Source organism: Tenacibaculum geojense, assembly GCF_042676005.1.
Taxonomy (GTDB): Bacteria; Bacteroidota; Bacteroidia; order Flavobacteriales; family Flavobacteriaceae; genus Polaribacter; species Polaribacter geojense.
In genome coordinates this window covers 309,838-325,946 of sequence record NZ_JBHTJR010000014.1, presented here as the reverse complement: position 1 = coordinate 325,946, position 16,109 = coordinate 309,838, and the positions used below count along the sequence as shown (strand labels likewise).

Annotated in this window: 12 protein-coding genes; 4 read left to right on the top strand and 8 right to left on the bottom strand. The window is 30.1% G+C overall.

Features of this window, described 5'->3' with window-relative positions; all coding sequences use genetic code 11:
- Positions 1-2 precede the first annotated feature (2 nt).
- On the bottom strand, positions 3-902 hold the full coding sequence (locus ACFQ1U_RS02095) for a DUF6607 family protein (RefSeq protein WP_386104809.1): 900 nt from the start codon (positions 900-902) through the stop codon (positions 3-5).
- A 92-nt stretch (positions 903-994) separates the two neighbouring features.
- Here ACFQ1U_RS02095 and ACFQ1U_RS02090 point away from each other — a divergent pair, with 92 nt between their 5' ends.
- From ACFQ1U_RS02090 to msrA, 3 genes are all read left to right on the top strand, one after another.
- On the top strand, positions 995-3,055 hold the full coding sequence (locus tag ACFQ1U_RS02090; RefSeq protein WP_386104807.1) for a TonB-dependent receptor plug domain-containing protein: 2,061 nt from the start codon (positions 995-997) through the stop codon (positions 3,053-3,055).
- 30 nt (positions 3,056-3,085) lie between these two features.
- The gene (locus ACFQ1U_RS02085) at positions 3,086-3,715 is read left to right on the top strand and encodes an HmuY family protein (protein WP_386104805.1); all 630 of its coding nucleotides are present in this window, start codon (positions 3,086-3,088) and stop codon (positions 3,713-3,715) included.
- Between the two features lie 112 nt (positions 3,716-3,827).
- On the top strand, positions 3,828-4,418 hold the full coding sequence (gene msrA, locus ACFQ1U_RS02080; RefSeq protein WP_386104803.1) for a peptide-methionine (S)-S-oxide reductase MsrA: 591 nt from the start codon (positions 3,828-3,830) through the stop codon (positions 4,416-4,418).
- Here msrA and ACFQ1U_RS02075 read toward each other — a convergent pair.
- The 5 genes from ACFQ1U_RS02075 to ACFQ1U_RS02055 form a co-directional block, all read right to left on the bottom strand.
- Positions 4,415-6,082, bottom strand: coding sequence for an RluA family pseudouridine synthase (locus tag ACFQ1U_RS02075; protein WP_386104801.1), 1,668 nt, complete (start codon positions 6,080-6,082; stop codon positions 4,415-4,417). The two genes, msrA and ACFQ1U_RS02075, sit on opposite strands and share 4 nt — an antisense overlap.
- 59 nt (positions 6,083-6,141) lie before the next feature.
- Positions 6,142-7,914, bottom strand: a complete 1,773-nt coding sequence (locus tag ACFQ1U_RS02070; protein ID WP_386104799.1) for an AMP-dependent synthetase/ligase — start codon at positions 7,912-7,914, stop codon at positions 6,142-6,144.
- Between the two features lie 78 nt (positions 7,915-7,992).
- Entirely contained in the window at positions 7,993-9,753 is a 1,761-nt protein-coding gene (locus tag ACFQ1U_RS02065) for an AMP-dependent synthetase/ligase (protein ID WP_386104798.1), read from the bottom strand.
- A gap of 98 nt (positions 9,754-9,851) precedes the next feature.
- Positions 9,852-11,045, bottom strand: coding sequence for an aspartate aminotransferase family protein (locus tag ACFQ1U_RS02060; RefSeq protein WP_386104796.1), 1,194 nt, complete (start codon positions 11,043-11,045; stop codon positions 9,852-9,854).
- Positions 11,042-12,688, bottom strand: coding sequence for an OstA-like protein (locus ACFQ1U_RS02055; RefSeq protein ID WP_386104794.1), 1,647 nt, complete (start codon positions 12,686-12,688; stop codon positions 11,042-11,044). The genes ACFQ1U_RS02060 and ACFQ1U_RS02055 overlap by 4 nt, the downstream gene beginning before the upstream one ends.
- Before the next feature lie 134 nt (positions 12,689-12,822).
- Between ACFQ1U_RS02055 and ACFQ1U_RS02050 the strand changes: the two genes are divergently transcribed.
- Positions 12,823-14,247 (top strand): pyridoxal phosphate-dependent decarboxylase family protein, encoded by a 1,425-nt coding sequence (locus ACFQ1U_RS02050; protein WP_386104792.1) that lies wholly within the window; start codon positions 12,823-12,825, stop codon positions 14,245-14,247.
- Between the two features lie 46 nt (positions 14,248-14,293).
- Here ACFQ1U_RS02050 and ACFQ1U_RS02045 read toward each other — a convergent pair whose 3' ends face one another.
- Both ACFQ1U_RS02045 and ACFQ1U_RS02040 read right to left on the bottom strand, forming a co-directional pair.
- Positions 14,294-15,565: an adenylosuccinate synthase gene (locus ACFQ1U_RS02045; protein WP_386104790.1), complete on the bottom strand. Its 1,272-nt coding sequence runs from the start codon at positions 15,563-15,565 to the stop codon at positions 14,294-14,296.
- A 29-nt stretch (positions 15,566-15,594) separates the two neighbouring features.
- Complete coding sequence (locus ACFQ1U_RS02040) at positions 15,595-16,044, bottom strand: Fur family transcriptional regulator (RefSeq protein WP_386104788.1); 450 nt, start codon at positions 16,042-16,044, stop codon at positions 15,595-15,597.
- Positions 16,045-16,109 lie beyond the last annotated feature (65 nt).

Sequence of the window (16,109 nt, the reverse complement as noted above, 5' to 3'; positions counted from 1 at the left end):
ATTTATTGTTTTACAAAAGATTCTATTACTTTATTAATTTCAGGTTCAGTATCAATAGTGTCATCAAATAGATGTTTAAATAATACCTTATTATCAACTTTTTGTTCTAATGATAAATCTGTTTTTTTATTAAAAACCTCATTCCATTTAGTTCTTACAAGTTGCCATTTATTTTGGTTTTTAATCCACCAGTCTTGAGCAGCTTTACACTTTTCATCAGCAACTCTAACATAAGTGTTATATCCTTTTTCATGTGCTAAAATAAAATCTTTTTCCCCATCTTTTCTAATAATTTTCTTGTTATCCTGATCGTGTAACCAACCATAAGAAGTTATTTCATGTCTATTCCCTCTTTCAGTAATGTTGTAGTCACTTCTTTTAGTATATTCTCTTCTTGGTAATGGAGCATCAGTTGTGCTTTCCCAATAACTTTTACCATCAATATGTACCCAAGATCCCGATCCTTCGTAACGTGGACTATCATCTACTTGATATACTTTTTGAGTCCATTGTTTTTTTACTTCAGATTTAGGTTTCGTGATATATTTCCAACGATTATCTCCGTTAAACATGTAAAAATTTTGGTTTTCATACATCCAATCTTGTCGCCAATGTTTAACTATATGCGGATTAGCAGGATTGCCTACTTGTAATAAATGTTGAATAGAAATTTTTTCTTTTTCATCCTCAATTAATTGAGCCCATTCTAGTCCTTTTGATAGTTTGTTTTTAGAGGGTTTGTATAATGAATCTTTACTGTAGTTAAATGTTTCTGCAAAGTTAAAAGTAACCTCAAAACATCCGCACATCTCTTTAATTGCTGCATTGTCTTTTTTGTTTTGTGCTTGTAATGTGTTGATGAATGCTATCACACATAAACTAACCATAATATATTTTCTCATTTTTTAATTGATTTTTTATTATTCTACAAAAATATAAAATTTATTTAGATTGATTAAAAATAAATGATACATTTGCATCAAAATTATTAAGAATGTTTCTAAATAAGAAAGTAATATATAGTGTGTTTTTTTTCAATAGCTTTTTAATAGCACAAAGCAATGAACAAAAATTAGATTCTATCTTTAATAATGAGCTAGATAATGTTGTGATAACAGCAACCAGGACTAAAAGACAATTATCTTCTTTACCAATGCCAGTTACTTTAGTGTCTTCAAAACAAATAGCAGCTGTTGGTTCTGTGAGATTACAAGAAATATTATTAGAACAAACGGGTATTAACTACGTAAGTGATTTTGGAGGTAGTAAAGGAATACAATTGCAAGGTATGGATGCTGAGTATACTCTGGTTTTAATTGATGGTTTACCTGTTATTGGAAGAACATCAGGTAACTTAGATTTAAGTAGATTATCTTTGAGTAACATTAAACAGATTGAAATTGTTAAAGGTCCCTCCTCAGCTTTATATGGGTCTGAAGCTATGGGTGGAGTAATAAACATTATAACTAAAGAGCCAACCTATAATGCTACAAAAGCAACCATCAAATACCTAACTAGGTTTGGAGCTAAAGACGAATTAGATTTATCATCTAATGTGTTACATAAGCATAATAGACTCTCATTAAAAGCCGCCATTAATGCAAATTCTGCAAGTGCTTTTGATTTATCACCTGCAACCACAGCAAACACAGGATATCCATATCAAAACTTTACAAATAATATTGGAGTTACTTATGAAATATCAGACAATATAAAAGCTGCAATTTCGCAACGATATTTTACAGAACAATTTATTGAGCCACAGGGAAATTCTAAAAGAAACGATTTAAACTTAACAGGAACTATTAATCATACAATAAATAGTGATTGGAAGCTTAATTATTCTTTGTATTACACTAATTATAAAACATCAAGTATTTTTAATAATGAATTATCAGAGTTTAATCAGAGTTTATTTAGACCGGAGATTAAAACACAAATAGCATTTAAAAATATCGATTTAATTGGTGGTATTGGTGCTAATTATGATGCTTTAGATAGAACGTTTTTTGATGGCAAAGAAACATTTAACTCTCAATATGTATATGCTCAACTAGATACTGATTTATGGAAAAACACTAACGTAGTAATAGGAGCAAGGTATGATCATTTTAACAAATTTGCACCTGCTTTTAGTCCTAAAGTCTCTTTAAATCACAAACTATCCAATACTTTTTCAATTAAAGGGTCTATTGGTTTTGGATATAAAACCCCTGATTTTAGACAATTGTTTTTCAATTTTAGAAATACAAGTTCCGGTTATATTGTTTTAGGATCAGAAACAATAAAAAAACTATATCCTACTGTAACTGAAGTACAAAATTTAAAGTCTGAATTATCTCCAGAAAGTTCTATAGGCTATAATTTAGGTTTTACTATTAAACCTATTAAAAACCTTGAGTTAGGTATTAATTTATTTAGAAATGATATCAAAGACTTAATAAACACATTTTCATTAGGAATTATTGATGAAAATTTACCTAATACCAATGTCTTTACGTATGAAAATAGAAAAAGTGTTTTTACGCAAGGTATAGAGTTTGACACTTCATTTGATATAAACAATAAAGTAAAAATAGTGTTTGGTTACCAATACCTAGATACTGGTGATAAACAAGAGTTAGCAGCAATTAAAAATGGTAATATTTTTTTTAAAAGGAATACTAATGCTCCAACAGAAAGATTATCAAGCAGTAATTATTTTGGGTTAGCGAATAGATCAAAACATACAGCCAACGCAAAGCTATTTTATACCAATGACAAAAATGGAGTTTCTGGAAATATAAGAGTGCTTTACAGAAGTAAATATGCACTGTTTGATACCAATGGTAGTTCAGGAATTATAGATAATTATGATGCTTTTGTAAAGTCTAATACACAAGTTAATATGTCATTACAAAAAAAACTATTTAATAGACTAAGTCTTCAATTTGGTATAAATAATCTTTTTAATGATACAGGAATTGAAAATCATAATTATCAAGAATTTATGAATAACGATAGTGTTTTACAACTCGGTAGAACATTCTTCTCAAGTATATTATTAACTATTTAACATTATATATAAATCAAAATTTAATTTAAAATGAAACAATTTAAAACCCTAGTATTAGTAGCTATTATATCTTTAGGATTTGCATCATGTTCAGATGATGAAACTATCTCTTTAGTAGATCCAAATGTAAGTAGTCAAATGGTAAATTTACATGCGCCAGTAATTACAGATTATACTCAAAATCCGCCTGTAACATCAGGAGAATTTACAAAATTTAGTTTTTCAACAGGAGCGGTTGTAACAGGAGAAAATTGGGATGTCGCCTTTAGAGGTACTTCTATTATTGTTAATGGAGGATCAGAAATAGGTTTAACAGATGAGCCTTCAAGAACTGGAAATGGTGCTATAGCATTAGAAAATGGAATTTTTACTGAAGTTGTTACTGCTCCTTCTGATGAATTTTTTACTCAAGATGCTGCTAATACGTATGCTTTACCTACAGGTAGTGGAAATGGTTGGTATACCTATAACGGACAAACACATTTAATTTCTCCTGTTTTAGGCACCGTTATTATTGTAAAAACACATAACGGACATTATGCTAAGATGGAAATTTTATCGTATTACAAAGACGGTGATTCATCAGATTTAGACAATTCAAGATATTATACGTTTAATTACAGTTATAATCCTAATCAAGGAGATAAAAATCTTCAATAAGTAATTATTGAACTTTGTTAGTTTTTGTAAGAAAAAGCTATCTGATGAATTTCGGGTAGCTTTTTTGTTTGTTTTCGTAATTTTGTACGACCAATGCACTAAATACAAAACAATGAAACAATTTTTTAGTTTACTATTGGTATTAATATCATTACAAATGAATGCACAAAACAATAAAAAAGTAGCCTATTTTGCCAGCGGATGTTTTTGGTGTGTTGAAGCTATTTATGAACGAATAAAAGGTTTAGAAGAAGCAGTATCAGGATATTCTGGTGGGCATGTTATTAATCCAACCTATCAACAAATAGGAACTGGAACTACAGGGCATGCAGAGACCGTTGCAGTTTATTATAACCCTGAAAAAGTAACTTTTCAAGAGTTAGTAGACGCTTTTTTTGCATCGCATGATCCTACCACTTTAAATGGACAGTATCCAGATTTTGGCACACAATATAGATCTATTGCTTTTTATCAAACAGAAGAAGAAAAAAACATTATTAAAAATACCATTAATACACTAAATAAAGAGAAGTATAATGGTAAAATTGTAACAGAGGTAAGTAAGTTTGATGTATTTTATGTAGCAGAAGAATATCATCAAAACTTTGAAGAACGAAATCCTAACAACCCGTATGTAAAAAGCGTTTCTATTCCAAGATTAGAGCGTTTTAAAAAGAGTTGTCCGTTACTTTTAAAAGATTAAAAATTACAAGGAGCTGAAAAGTTCATTGTTTTTCCAGTTACAGGATGTTTACATGTTAGAGATTCTGCATGTAAATGCAATCTGTTAGCTCGTTTACCGTACAAATCATCACCAATAATTGGTGTATTTAAACCAAGAGGATGAGCGGTATGCATTCTTAGTTGATGTGTTCGTCCTGTAATTGGATATAAATACAAGCGTGTTTTATTGTTTTTTACAGATAAAACTTTAAAGTGGGTAGTTGCATTTTTTCCTTGTTTGAAACAAACCATTTGTTGAGGTCTGTTATGAAAATCTACTTTTAAAGGAAGCGAAATAGTACCTTCATTTTTTTCAAGTATTCCATCTAATTCAGCTAAATAACGTTTTTTAACGCTTCTGTTTATAAACTGCTCTTGTAATGCTTTATGAATACTTTTTTCTTTAGCTATTAATAATACACCAGATGTTGACATATCTAATCTGTGAACGATTAAAGGGCCTGTGGCTGTTGGATACTTTTGTCTTACAATACTATGTATAGAGTTTTCTATTTCAGTGCCAGAAACTGTTAAAAATTCCTCTGGCTTATTTATAACTAATAAAACGTCATCTTCATAAATAATGTCTAAATCAATTTTCATTGATAGTTTATTAGTTAATGGGTTATTGCTTACGTTAGTATTTGATAACATGTGTGATAGAATAGGTTTGCACTTACCAACACATGCAGGATAATAATTTTTATGTTTTCTTATAGATGTTTTTAAAGGTTTTCCCCACCAAAATTCTGCTAAGGCAATAGGAGAGAGGTTGTTTTTAAAAGCATACTGAAATAATTTAGGAGCACAACAATCACCAGCACCAGCAGGTATATTTGTTTTGTGTTGAGAAAAAATATCTTTTAAAGATTTTTCTTCTTTTTTAGCATTTATAAAGTTATAACTATCAAAGATATCTTCTTGAGCTTTAGCAGATAGCTTTTTACGCTTACTTAATACTTTATCTAAAGGTTGGTTATAAAAATCATAGGCTTCCTTTATAGGTTTTATTTTCTGATCAAGATAAATTTTATATTCATTCAAGAAAAAATCTTCATTTAATTTTTGTTGATTCATTTCTTGTTGAAGTTTTTTAAGTTCCTTACGATCAATTAATTGTTTCTTTTTTTTATAATTACTTCTTCTTATTTGTCGCTTTTGTTGAATTTTAATTTTCTCAGAAGCTAGTATTTGCTCATGTATATTGGTTAAATTTTCAAATTCAGCTTTAACCTTTATATACTCAGGATTATTAGTTATAGTTTCAATTTGATTAGTTATATCACTAATTTTATCTTCGGATTTTCTGTAAAAATTATAGTCAGATAAAATATTAGAAACTGGAGGCACAAAATAATTATGAACTTGCGAGTTATCTATTTTACCAGAAAAAGCAGCTAAATAACCTATTTTTCCTTTAGAATTTTGAACAACTAATACACCAAACATTTTCCCTAAAGCATTTTCATTATTATTTTTTATACCGAAGTTATGTTTAAAAACTATTTCGCTTTCTAAATAACACTGTAATTCTTCTGAAGCAACTTGTGCTATTTTATATGGAGTGTAATTGTAAGGGTAATTAATTGTTTTAGGTATTTCTAGGTTTGAAATATTAGTTTTAAAATCAATTAATTTATCCATGTGTATTTTTAATAATGCGCAAAAATAAAAAATCCGTAGAATTAACTACGGATTTTGTTTTATGCTCTATCGTACATTTTTTCGTACAAGTCTTTGTAAATTTCTTTGATGATTTTACGTTTCATCTTCATAGTAGGAGTTAAGTGTCCTCCATCTATACTCCACTCATCAGGAGTAATGGTAAAACGTTTAATTTGCTCCCATTTACCAAAATGTTTGTTGCATTCGTCGATCTCTTCTTGAATACGAGCTGTTAATTGCTCATTTTTAGAAGCTTCTTCTATACTATTAATTGAAGTTTTATGACGTTTTGCCCATTCTTTAACAAAGTCTAAGTTTGGCTGAATTAAAGCAGTAGGCATTTTCTCTCCTTCACCAACTACCATTACTTGCTCAATAAAACGAGATTGTTTTAATCTATCTTCTAATAAAGTAGGTATTACATATTTACCTCCAGAAGTTTTAAACATTTCTTTAATACGACCAGTAATGCTTAAGAAACCGTTTTCAACTTTTCCTTTATCACCCGTATGGAAGTATCCATTTTTTAATACTTCAGCGGTTTTTTCCGGATCTTTGTAGTACCCAATCATCACATTGTCACCCTTAACTAAAATTTCATCTTCTTCAGAAATTTTAACTTCAACACCATCAATCATTCTTCCTACAGTGCCAATTTTAAAACCACCATCTCTTTGATCGTTTACAGCAATTACAGGTGAAGTTTCAGTTAAACCATATCCTTCCATTACAGGCATTCCTGCAGCAGTAAATACTCTTGTTAATCTAGGTTGTAAAGCTGCACTTCCAGAAACCATAATTTTTAATTCACCACCTAAAGCAGCTTGCCATTTAGAGAAAATTAGTTTTCTTGCAACCGCTAACTTTTTTTCATATAACCATCCGTTTGCTCCGTATGGTTCATATTGTAAACCTAGTTCGATAGCCCAGAAAAATAATTTCTTTTTAATACCTGTTAATTCTGCTCCTTTAGCGTAAATTTTATCGTAAATTTTCTCATATAAACGAGGAACGGCAGTCATTACGTTAGGTTTAATTTCTTGAGCATTTTCACTTAGTTTATCAATAGCTTCAGCAAAATAAATTGAAACACCACAATATTGATATAAATACAAGATCATGCGTTCGAAAATGTGACATACTGGTAAAAAGCTTAAACCTCTTGATTTACCATATTCTAATGGTACACGTTTTTCACTAGCCAAAACATTAGAAACAATGTTTTTGTGAGATAACATTACACCTTTTGGTCTTCCTGTAGTACCAGAAGTATAAATTAAGGTTGCTAAATCATCAGATTTAACATTGTTTTTACGCTCTTCAACTTCAGCTTGATTACTTTCATCAGCACCTAAATCTAATAATTCAGACCAATTTGCTTCTCCAGTTATTTCATCAAAAGTATATACACCTTTTAATTGTGTATTACCTTTAATTTGATTCAATTTATCTATAATATCTTTATCTGATGCTATACAGTATATAGCTTCTGAGTGATTTAAGATATATTCATAATCTTCCTTTGAGATAGTAGGGTAAATAGGTACACTTTGTGCTCCTGTTTGTAATATACCTATATCGCAAATATTCCATTCAGTACGGTTATTAGTAGAGATAACAGCAATTTTATCATTAGGTTGTACACCTAATCTTAGTAAACCTCGGCTTACTGCATTTGCTTTATCTATATACTCTTTAGTAGATATAGATTTCCATTCACCATTATATTTGGTAGTAAGAGATTTTTCTAAATTGTACTTTTCTAATTGATAGTAGGGAAAGTCAAATAGACGTGTAATTTCAATCGCCATAAGTTCGTTTGTTTTGCGTCTGGCAAATTATAAAAATTATGTTGTTTTTACAAGTTAAGCTTATGTTTTGAATATCTGTTAATTATATATTTTATTATATAGTTTTTCATACATTTTTTTGATGATTTTTCTACGCATCTTCAAAGTTGGAGTTAAATGTCCTGCTTCTATTGTCCATTCATCACTAGTTATTTCAAAACGTTTAATTTGTTCCCATTTTCCGAACTTTTTATTGCAAATATTTATTTCTTTTTGAATTCTTTTTATTAATCTTTCATCAGAAGTAATATCTAAAATGGTGTAACGATGCTTTTTAGCCCATTGTTTAATAAAATCAAAATGTAATTGAATTATGGCAGCTGGCATTTTTTCACCTTCTCCAATAACCATAGCTTGTTCTATAAATCTAGATTTTTTTAATTCGGCTTCAAGAACAGCTGGAGCAATATATTTTCCACCTGATGTTTTAAATATTTCCTTTTTTCTATCGGTAATTTTCAAAAAACCGTCTTCATCTACCTCTCCAATATCTCCAGTATGAATATAACCATTAACGATTGTTTGGTTAGTTAGTGTTTCATTTTTATAATATCCTTTCATTACATTAGGACCTTTAACTAGAATTTCTCCATCATCAGCAATTTTTACACTAACATCATCTAAAACTCTACCAACAGTACCTAATTTAAATCCGTTATTTCTCATGTCACTCACAGATACTGCTGGGGATGTTTCGGTCATTCCATAGCCTTCAAAAACAGGAATTTTAGCTGCTGTAAATACACTTACCAATCGTGGTTGCATTGGTGCGCTACCTGCAAGCATAAATTCTAAATGATTTCCTAAGGCTTCACGCCATTTGGTAAAAATGATTTTGTTAGCTATTTTAAGTTTAAATTCATACCAAAAACCATTTTTTTTATAAGGTTGATATTGTTCGGCTAAATGTAGTGCCCAAAAAAATAATTGTTTTTTTATGCCTCTAAGTTCACTTCCTTTATCAACTATCTTATCAAATACTTTTTCTAGAAGTCTTGGTACAACAGCCATAAAATGAGGCTTAATTTCTTTTAAATTATCACCTAATGATTCTATACTCTCTGCAAAATGAATTTCAAATCCCATTTGTTGACAATAATAAGAGCTTGCTCTTTCAAAAATATGGCAAATAGGTAAGTAGCTAACAACTCTTTTATTAGTTTCATTTAAATTGATTCTCTTAGCAACAGAAAATACATTTTTAGTAATATTATCATGAGTTAGCATTACACCTTTAGGTGTTCCTGTTGTGCCTGAAGTGTAAATAATGGTAGCTAGGTCTTGAGGAGAAACATGTTTTTTTAAGTTTTCTATTTCATTAATGTTATTAGTAGTTGCATTACTTAAAAAGTGATTCCAACTGTAGTCTACATTTATTTCTTCAAAAGAAAATATTTTCTCTAATTGAGTTTTACCTGCTATTTTATGTGCTTTTTGATATAGTTCATCATCAGAAACGAAACAAAATTTGGCATCAGAGTGATTTAATATGTATTCAAAATCAGTATCTGAAAAAGTAGGATAGAGAGGAACATTAACAGCTCCAATTTGCAATACACCAACATCTAACATAAACCATTTATACTGATTGTTATTTGTGATCACTGCAATTTTATCATTAGGCTTTACTCCTAAGTTTAATAAAGCACTACTAATTTTAGTAGCTGTTTCTAAATACTCTTGAGTTGAAATGTTTAGCCATGCATCATGTTGCTTATAAACAAAACATTTTTCTTGTGTGTGGTTAGCCAGTTGATAATAAGGAAAATCGAAAAGGCGTTTAATATCAGATTTTTGCATGAGTTAAATCTAATAAAAAATCGGTTAAAAACAATTTTAACCGATCTTCCGTCTAATAGATAAATGATAAATCCCCTAACCCAACCTATTATGCATAATTATAACGCAAGGGAAGAGGGCATATTGTTTATTACTGATGTTAAAATTTCACAACCTTTTCTTAAATCTTCGTCAGAAATTGTTAAAGGAGGAGTAATTCTTACAGCTCTTTTTTCATATAATAACCAAAATAATATTAATCCTTTTTTCATACACTCTAAAATCACATAGTCAGCTATTGCAGGATTATCTAGAATTAAAGCTAACATTAATCCTTTTCCTCTTATTTCTTTAATGGCTGGATGCGTTAAATGCTCTCTGATGATTTTTTCTTTTCTTAGCGCCTCTTGCATTAACTCTGATTGAGTTATTTCATTTACAGTTGCTAAGCCAGCTGCTGCTATAACTGGATGCCCACCAAAAGTGGTTATATGCCCTAATTTAGGATTGTCTTTAAGACTACTCATTATTTCATGAGAGGCTATAAAAGCTCCAATTGGCATTCCACCTCCTAAACCTTTACCTGTAATAATAATATCAGGTATAACATCGTAGTTTTCAAAACCCCAAAACTTTCCAGTTCTACCTATTCCTGTTTGAATTTCATCAAGAATTAAGAGCGCACCAACTTCTTCGCATCTTGCTTTAATTTTAGCTAAATATCCATTGGTAGGCTCTATAAATCCACCACCTCCTTGGATTGTTTCTAAAATAACACCTGCGGTTTTATGTGAAATTTTAGCAATGTCTTTTTCAGAATTAAATTGAATAAATCTTGAACCAGGAACCAATGGGCGAAAAGCGCTGTTTTGTTGTTCAGCACCACAAACACTCATAGCTCCCATAGTGTTTCCATGATAAGCATTATTCCCAGCAATAATTTCTGATCTACCAGTAAATCTTTTTGCTAATTTTAAAGCTCCTTCAGTAGCTTCAGTTCCTGAGTTGACAAGATAAACAGCTTGTAGTTTTTCAGGTAGTGTACTAGCTAATGCTTTGCATAGGTTTAATTGTGGTTTTTGAATAAATTCTCCGTAAACCATTACATGTGTATACTGTGTTAACTGCTCTTGAATTGCTTTATTTACACTTGTGTGGTTATGACCTAAACTGTTTGCAGATACACCCGCTACAAAGTCTAAATAAGCGTTACCTGATGTATCAAAAATATAAGAGTCTTTAGCATGAGAGATTTCTATAGCTAATGGATGTGGAGTTGTTTGTCCTTGATATTTTAAAAAGTCGTTTATCACAGTTCTGTTTCTGGTGCTAATTTTCCTTTAGTTTTTGGTTTTCCTTTACGTAAGGCTTCTTTGTTAAATGTATTTTTAGCTTGATTAATTTCTTTACTAAAATGTTTTTTAACAGGAGTTCTGTCTACGGTTTTATCTTTTATAAAAATGTCTTCCATGGTTTTAGGTTGTTCATCTTCTCTCCATATAAAACCATTAAATTTTGCATTTTCTGTTGGGAAATCTGAGGGTGGAAATGTTTTACCTTCTGATTTTTTGAAATACTTAGTTTGAATTATTTCGTTATTTTCTAACGTAAATTCTATGTCACTAGCTATTAATTTAGTAATTGTTTCTAGTTTTTGAGTCTCTTCATTTCTATTGTAATACAAAGACTCAGCATTTCCTTTAACTAATAATACTTTTAGGTTGTTTTCTTCAAACTTACCGTAAATGTTTCTACCCTTTATTTGATTAAAATTATCATCAGATAAGCTGTCTTTTTGAATCATAAAAGCATTGTTATACACAAATAAAGAGTCTAGTTTATTGGTTGTTTTGTTAGATAAAAACTGAATACTATCACCTGTAATTTGGTTTTTGCCAGACCATAGTACTGGATTTCTATACATTTTAGTTAAACCTGTTTCTTGACTAGTATAAATAGAGTCGCATTTACCCTGTAAATCTTTTTTAAATATTTTTACGTTATGATATGTTCTTACAACTCTTTTTTCTGGTTTACCAGTAACCAAAATAGTATCTCCATGCATGTACAAAGAGTCTTTTTCCATTACAGAAATAGCTACAGGTTTTTTAATGATAAAAAGAGAGTCTAAATGCTCAAAAACTTCAGCATAATTACCTTTAATTACCATATTTTGAACGGTATCTATAACTTTAATATTATTAGTTGCTGATGCAAAACCTTTAGGTTTATCATAATATAAACTATCAGCTAAAATTGTTTTTTCTTTCAAAAATAATTTAGCATTTTTCACAAAGTAAGAAATATCTGTATTGGTATCATAAAAACCTTTTTCAGAGTATATTTTTGTACTGTCTTTTAAATTAGTAACTGTAGAAGGGCCGTATAAATAAGCTAATTGTGAGTTGGTGTAATAATCTAAATGATCGGAATCTAATTCATTATCTGGGTTAACAACATGAACGTTATTTTTTGCAGAAAACTTCTTTGAAGTTAAATAGTAAGTTCCTTTTTTACTAGTTAAGATATTTTTTTTATCAGTTATTTTTCCGTCGGTGGGATAATATAAGAGCTGCTCATTTCTGTCAAAATAAAGAGTGTCTGTTTTTAATGTCATCTCTTTATCATTAACTTCAACGTTTCCCCAAGATTTTGCCATTTTAGTATTACCATCATAGGTTGCAAAATCAGCGTATTGGATAATAGAGTCTCCTTGTTCAATTACAACTTCTCCAATGGCCTGAAATAAGTTTTTTTCTTTATAAAGTAAAGCTCTCTTACAATCTAAAGTAGCACCTTCATGTTTAATCTTTACATTACCAATTAAAATGGTAGCACCAGGAAATTTTTCTTCGTCTACAGTACTTAGTTTAGAAGATAAAATCTGAATTTTTTTGTTTTGTGCATTAAATACAGAAGTACTTAATAATATGAGTAAAAAGAAAACTTTTTTCAAAATATTGATTTTTAACTTGGCAAAAATAATGAAAACTATATGCCAAACTTCTTAAGTAATTGATAAAATTAGTAACATAAGGTTTTTCTATGCTTATAAAGATGCCTAATTTTGCATAAAATTAAATGATTTATATGAAAGGAAGGTTCGATTTATCGTTAGAAGAAATGAAAACCTATGGTTATAAAATTGTTGACTTAATTGCTGAACATTGGGCAACTTTAGAAAATAAAAAACCAGTAGCTACAGCCACACGTAAAGAAATGGATTCTATTTTTTTACAGGAGGCACCAGAAGAAGGAATGGAAGCTAATCAGGTGTTAGATTTTGTTATGGAAAACGTAATTCCTAATAGTAATGTAATATCGCACCCTAAGTTTTATTCGTTTGTACCAGGGCCTAGTAATTTTATTAGTACTATGTCTGATACCTTAGCAACAGGTTTTAATATATTTTCTGGAGGATGGTTAGTTTCTGCTGCTGCTGCTGAGCTGGAAATAGTAACAATGAATTGGTTGTTAAAAATGTATAATTTTCCTGTAAAGGAAGGAGGAGGTATTTTTACTAGTGGAGGTTCTATGGCTAATTTAACAGCATTGGTTACTGCTAGAAGACTAAAATGTGGTGATGATTTTTCTAAAGCGGTGATCTATTTATCAGATCAAGCACACTCATCTAACATAAAAGCAATTCGTGTTTTAGGATTTAAAAAAGAGCAAATTAGAATTATTCCGACAGATTTTGAATTTAAAATAGGTTTGAATAAGTTAAAAAACGCCATTGCAAAAGATAAACTAGAAGGATTACAACCTTTTTGCTTTATAGCTTCTGCTGGTACAACTAATACAGGTACTGTAGATCCGTTACATGATATTGCAGATATTTGTGAGGATGAAAATATGTGGTTTCATGTAGATGGAGCTTATGGAGGTGCTGCAATTTTATCTAAAAAAGGCGCTAGAGCTTTACGAGGAATTGACAGAGCAGACTCTTTAACAGTAGATCCGCATAAATGGTTTTATCAACCTTATGAAATAGGATGTTTATTAGTAAAAGATGCGTCGTGGTTAAGTAATACTTTTAGTGAAAAACCAGAATATTTAAGAGATATAGAAGGTAACGAATCTGAAATCAATTTTTATGATTATGGTATACAATTAACACGAAGATTACGTGCTTTAAAGTTTTATATGTCTATTAAAACGTATGGTTTAAAAGCTTTTAAAGAGGCTGTAACTTATAATATAGAGTTAACAGAAGAGGTAGAATCTCACATGAGATCGAGTAGGGAATGGGAGGTTATTTCACCAGCAACGTTGGCTGTTATTAACTTTAGGTATAACCCTATTGGTGCTAATTTATCTGAAAAAGAGATAGATACTTTAAATCAGCAAATTTCTCAGAAAGTAATGGAGTCTAAAGAGGCAGTTTTAGTAACTACAGTTTTAAATAAACAGGTTGTACTTAGAATGTGTTTGATTAATCCAAAAACATCTATGGAAGATGTTTTATCAACATTACAACAATGTGAAGAAATAGGTAGAACATTATTAACTTAAAAAAAAACCATCCTTTTGAGGATGGTTTTTTTTATGTTTTATTTTTTTACCTGTTAATGGTTTGTTTTCTGTCTGGACCAACAGAAACAATAGTAACTGGTATTTCAGTTTCTTTTTCTATAAACTCAATATATTTAACCAAGTTTTCTGGCATGTCTTCTTTATTGGTCATTCCTGTTAAGTCTGCTTTCCAACCTTTTATTTCGGTATATACTGGCTCTACATTTTCAGGTTCTATATTATAAGGTAAGTGACTTATTTCTTCACCTTTATATTTATAGGCAGTACATACTTTTAAAGTATCAAAACCAGATAAAACATCACCTTTCATCATCATTAACTGTGTAACTCCATTTACTTGGCATGCATATTTTAAAGCAACTAAATCTAACCAACCACATCTACGTTTACGTCCAGTTGTAGCTCCAAATTCATTACCAACTCGTCCCATTGTTTCACCATCTTCATCAAATAATTCTGTAGGAAATGGACCAGAACCAACACGAGTTGTATAGGCTTTAAAAATACCGAACACTTCTTTAATTCTATTAGGAGCAACACCTAAACCAGTACAAGCTCCAGCAGCAGTAGTATTACTTGACGTAACAAAAGGATAAGTACCAAAGTCAATATCTAATAAAGAACCTTGAGCTCCTTCTGCTAAAATTGATTTCCCTTCTTTAATAGCTTTGTTTAAAAACTCTTCGCTATCAATAAATTGAAGTGTTTTTAACTTTTCAATACCACGCGAGAACTCAGCTTCTAATTCATCTAAATCATAATCTATTTGAACTTCAAAAAAGTCAAGCATTTTAATATGCTTTTCTGTCAAAGCACGGTATTTATCTTTCCAATCATCTAATTCTAAATCACCTACACGCATACCGTTTCTCCCAGTTTTATCCATGTAAGTTGGACCAATACCTTTTAAAGTAGATCCAATTTTAGCTTTACCTTTAGAGGTTTCTGAGGCAGCATCTAATAATCGGTGTGTAGGTAAAATTAAATGAGCTTTTCTTGAAATTAATAATTTTTTAGAATAATCAATATTATGATCGTCTAAATTTTCTAATTCTTTTTTAAATATAACAGGGTCGATTACTACACCGTTTCCTACTATGTTTAATGCAGTTTTATGGAAAATTCCTGAAGGAATAGTGTGTAAAACGTATTTGTTACCGTCAAATACTAAAGTATGACCAGCGTTAGGGCCACCTTGAAATCTTGCAATAATATCGTAGTTAGAAGTAAGAACGTCAACTATTTTTCCTTTTCCTTCATCACCCCATTGCAATCCTAGTAATAAATCTACTGCCATTAAGTTATGTGTTGTTAAGTTTTGTTGTTTTATTTAGTGTTTCGTTTTGTTCCGTAGAAATATAATGAGTGGTTGTGAATATCAATATCAAAAACTTCTTCAATAGTTTTTTTGATTATTTGTATTCTAGGGTCGCAAAATTCTTTAACTTCACCAGAGTCTGTTAAGATTACATGATCGTGGTTTTTGTCAAAATAACTCTTTTCATAACGAGCCATAGATTGTCCGTCAAATTGGTGCTTACGTACCAATCCGCATTCTAATAATAAATCCATAGTATTGTAAAGGGTTGCTCTACTAACACGATAGTTTTTATTTTTCATTTTGATGTATAAAGATTCAATATCAAAATGTTCATCCGCTTCGTAAATTTCTTGTAAAATAGCGTAACGTTCTGGTGTTTTTCGATGTTTGTTGTCTTCTAAAAAAGAAGTAAACACTTTTTTTACGATTTCTTGATTTTCTGCAGAATTACTCATTCGGTTATTTTTTTGCGACAGGCAAATTTACGGTTATTTATTAATAAAAAAAGTAATTATTGGTA

Excerpts from the sequence above, each read along its gene's own strand:
- ACFQ1U_RS02095 (WP_386104809.1), bottom strand. The coding sequence starts at position 902 with ATGAGAAAATATATTATGGTTAGTTTATGTGTGATAGCATTCATCAAC.
- ACFQ1U_RS02090 (WP_386104807.1), top strand. The coding sequence starts at position 995 with ATGTTTCTAAATAAGAAAGTAATATATAGTGTGTTTTTTTTCAATAGC.
- ACFQ1U_RS02085 (WP_386104805.1), top strand. The coding sequence starts at position 3,086 with ATGAAACAATTTAAAACCCTAGTATTAGTAGCTATTATATCTTTAGGA.
- msrA (WP_386104803.1), top strand. The coding sequence starts at position 3,828 with ATGAAACAATTTTTTAGTTTACTATTGGTATTAATATCATTACAAATG.
- ACFQ1U_RS02075 (WP_386104801.1), bottom strand. The coding sequence starts at position 6,082 with ATGGATAAATTAATTGATTTTAAAACTAATATTTCAAACCTAGAAATA.
- ACFQ1U_RS02070 (WP_386104799.1), bottom strand. The coding sequence starts at position 7,914 with ATGGCGATTGAAATTACACGTCTATTTGACTTTCCCTACTATCAATTA.
- ACFQ1U_RS02065 (WP_386104798.1), bottom strand. The coding sequence starts at position 9,753 with ATGCAAAAATCTGATATTAAACGCCTTTTCGATTTTCCTTATTATCAA.
- ACFQ1U_RS02050 (WP_386104792.1), top strand. The coding sequence starts at position 12,823 with ATGAAAGGAAGGTTCGATTTATCGTTAGAAGAAATGAAAACCTATGGT.
- ACFQ1U_RS02045 (WP_386104790.1), bottom strand. The coding sequence starts at position 15,565 with ATGGCAGTAGATTTATTACTAGGATTGCAATGGGGTGATGAAGGAAAA.
- ACFQ1U_RS02040 (WP_386104788.1), bottom strand. The coding sequence starts at position 16,044 with ATGAGTAATTCTGCAGAAAATCAAGAAATCGTAAAAAAAGTGTTTACT.